This is a genomic window from Mesorhizobium sp. M4A.F.Ca.ET.020.02.1.1, from assembly GCF_004022645.1.
In the GTDB taxonomy this organism is placed as follows: Bacteria; Pseudomonadota; Alphaproteobacteria; order Rhizobiales; family Rhizobiaceae; genus Mesorhizobium.
On the sequence record NZ_RZOI01000721.1, the window covers coordinates 1 to 3,044 of the forward strand.

2 protein-coding genes and 1 pseudogene are annotated in these 3,044 nt (G+C 65.8%); all 3 read left to right on the forward strand.

Going from position 1 to position 3,044, the window contains the following annotated elements; translation table 11 throughout:
* Positions 1-2,290: translation initiation factor IF-2 (gene infB / locus EN742_RS29940; RefSeq protein WP_128333612.1), on the forward strand; the 2,290-nt coding region annotated here is incomplete at its 5' end.
* Positions 2,291-2,403: 113 nt separating this feature from the next.
* Positions 2,404-2,829, forward strand: coding sequence for a 30S ribosome-binding factor RbfA (gene rbfA, locus EN742_RS29945; RefSeq protein ID WP_126056665.1), 426 nt, complete (start codon positions 2,404-2,406; stop codon positions 2,827-2,829).
* Positions 2,829-3,044, forward strand: a pseudogene (truB, locus tag EN742_RS29950) (tRNA pseudouridine(55) synthase TruB); the annotation flags it as partial. The gene rbfA and the pseudogene truB, both read left to right, overlap by 1 nt.

A 3,044-nucleotide genomic window follows, 5' to 3' on the forward strand; every position in this document is an offset into this window, starting at 1 on the left:
GCCCGGGCGTGGCGGCATGGTGCTAAACGAATTGTCGCGTAGCGAGATGGAAGCCCGCCGCAAGGCGCTGGAAGGCTCCAAGGCGCGCGAGATCGAAGACCGCCAGCGCGCCCAGGAAGAGGCCAAGCGCCGCGCCGAGGAAGAAGAGCGCCGCAAGCGCGAGCGTGAGGACTCCGCGCGCCGCCAGGCCGAGGAAGAGGCGCGGCTACAGACCGAGGCCGAATCCCGGCGCCGCGCCGAGGAAGAGGCTCGCCGGCGTGCACCGCTGGCCGCCGAATTGGCGACGCCGGACGATGAAGAGGACGTCAAGCCGAAGCGTGCCGGCGCCGGCGCTCCCGTGCGCCGCCTGGTCACGCCTGAAGTGGCGCGTCCGGCCAAGCCCACCAAGGGCGAGGAAGACCGCCGCCGCGGCAAGCTGACACTGAATTCGGCGCTCTCCGACGAGGATGCGCGCGGCCGTTCGCTGTCGTCGATGCGCCGCCGTCAAGAGAAGTTCAAGCGCGCGATGCACAACGAGCCGCGCGAGAAGGTCATGCGCGAAGTGATCCTGCCAGAAACCATCACCATCCAGGAACTGGCGCAGCGCATGTCCGAGCGCGCCGTCGACGTGGTCAAGTTCTTCATGAAGCAGGGCCAGATCATGAAGCCGGGCGACGTCATCGACGCCGACACGGCCGAATTGGTCGCCACCGAATTCGGCCACACGGTGCGCCGCGTCGCCGAGTCCGACATCGAGGAAGGCCTGTTCAACATCGCCGACCGTCCGGAAGACCTGGTGTCGCGTCCGCCGGTGGTGACGATCATGGGCCATGTCGACCACGGCAAGACCTCGCTGCTCGATGCTATCCGCAACGCCAATGTCGTTTCCGGCGAAGCCGGCGGCATCACCCAGCACATCGGCGCCTACCAGGTCGAAAAGAACGGCCAGAAGATCACCTTCATCGACACGCCCGGCCACGCCGCCTTCACGGCGATGCGCGCCCGCGGCGCCCAAGCGACCGACATCGCCGTTCTGGTGGTTGCTGCCGACGACAGCGTGATGCCGCAGACGATCGAATCGATCAGCCATGCCAAGGCGGCCGGCGTGCCGATCATCGTGGCGATCAACAAGATCGACAAGCGTGACGCCGACCCGCAGAAGGTGCGCTCCGAACTGCTGCGCCATGAAGTGTTCGTCGAATCGATGGGGGGCGAGGTGCTGGACGTCGAAGTGTCGGCGACCAAGGGCACCAATCTCGACAAGCTGCTCGAAGCGATCCTGCTGCAGGCCGAGATCCTCGACCTGAAGGCCAATCCGGACCGCACCGCCGAAGGTGTGGTCATCGAGGCGCAGCTCGACAAGGGCCGCGGTCCCGTCGCCACCGTTCTGGTGCAGACCGGCACGCTGATGCCGGGCGACATCCTCGTCGCCGGCAACGAGTGGGGCCGGGTGCGCGCGCTGGTCAATGATCGTGCCGAGCACGTCAAGGAAGCGCCGCCGGCGATGCCGGTGGAGGTGCTGGGCCTGCAGGGCACGCCGCAGGCCGGCGACCGCTTTGCCGTCGTCAACAACGAGGCGCGCGCGAGAGAGATCACCGAGTACCGTCAGCGCCTGGCGCGCGAGAAGGCGGTGGCCAAGCATGCCGGCCAGCGCGGCTCGCTGGAGCAGATGATGTCGCAGTTGCAGACGAGCGGGCTGAAGGAATTCCCGCTGGTCATCAAGGGCGATGTGCAGGGCTCGATCGAGGCCATCAGCGCCGCGCTCGAGAAGCTCGGCAACGACGAAGTACGGGCGCGCATCGTCCATGCCGGTGCCGGCGGCATCACCGAGAGCGACGTCTCGCTGGCGGAGACCTCCGGTGCCGCGATCATTGGCTTCAACGTCCGCGCCAATGCGCAGGCGCGCAACGCCGCCGCGGCCGCCGGTATCGAGATCCGCTACTACTCGATCATCTACAACCTCGTCGACGACGTGAAGGCGGCCCTCTCGGGCATGCTCTCGCCGGAGCGTCGCGAGACCTTCATCGGCAATGCCGAGATCCTCGAGATCTTCGACATCACCAAGGTTGGCAAGATCGCCGGCTGCCGTGTCACCGAAGGCAAGGTCGAGCGTGGCGCCGGCGTGCGCCTGATCCGCGACAACGTCGTCATCCACGAAGGGACGCTGAAGACGCTGAAGCGTTTCAAGGACGAGGTTTCGGAAGTGCCGGGCGGCCAGGAGTGCGGCATGGCCTTCCAGAACTACGAGGACATGCGCGTCGGCGACGTCATCGAGTGCTTCCGCATCGAGATGGTGACCCGGACGCTCTGAGTTCGAGTAACGCGTCGAGAAGACCGGGCGGTGGTCGCAAGGCCGCCGCCCACATCACATGAGACATGCGGTGCGGTCCCATCCCGCGCATCACGATTTCAGGACCGAGGAAAATGTCCCGTTCAACCACGTCAGGCCCGTCCCAGCGCATGCTGCGTGTCGGCGAGCAGGTGCGCCACGCGCTGTCGGAAACCTTGCAGCGCGGCGAGATCATCGATCCGCTGATCGAGAACGCGGTGGTCTCGGTCTCCGAGGTGCGCATGTCGCCGGACCTCAAGATCGCCACCGCTTTCGTCTCGCCGCTCGGCGCCAGCGACACCAATGCCGTAATCGAGGCGCTCAACAAGCATGCGAAGTTCATCCGTGGCCGGGTCTCGGGCGCGCTCAGGCAGATGAAGTACATGCCGGAGTTTCGCTTCCGGCTCGACACATCCTTCGACAATTTCGCCAGGATCAATGAATTGCTGAAATCGCCCGAAGTGGCGCGCGATCTGCGCACCGAAGACAAGAAAGACGACAACGACAAGGACGGGAAATAGTGGCACGCCGCGGCAAGAAGAAGGGCAGGCCGGTTTCCGGCTGGGTGGTGCTGGACAAACCCGTCGGCATGGGTTCGACCGAGGCCGTCTCCAAGATCAAATGGCTGTTCCAGGCTGAAAAGGCCGGCCATGCCGGCACGCTCGACCCGCTGGCGTCCGGCATGCTGCCAATCGCGCTCGGCGAAGCGACCAAGACAGTGCCTTACGTGCAGGAC

Bases quoted from the DNA above. Each gene is read 5' to 3' on its own strand.
- rbfA (WP_126056665.1), top strand. From the start codon at position 2,404: ATGTCCCGTTCAACCACGTCAGGCCCGTCCCAGCGCATGCTGCGTGTC.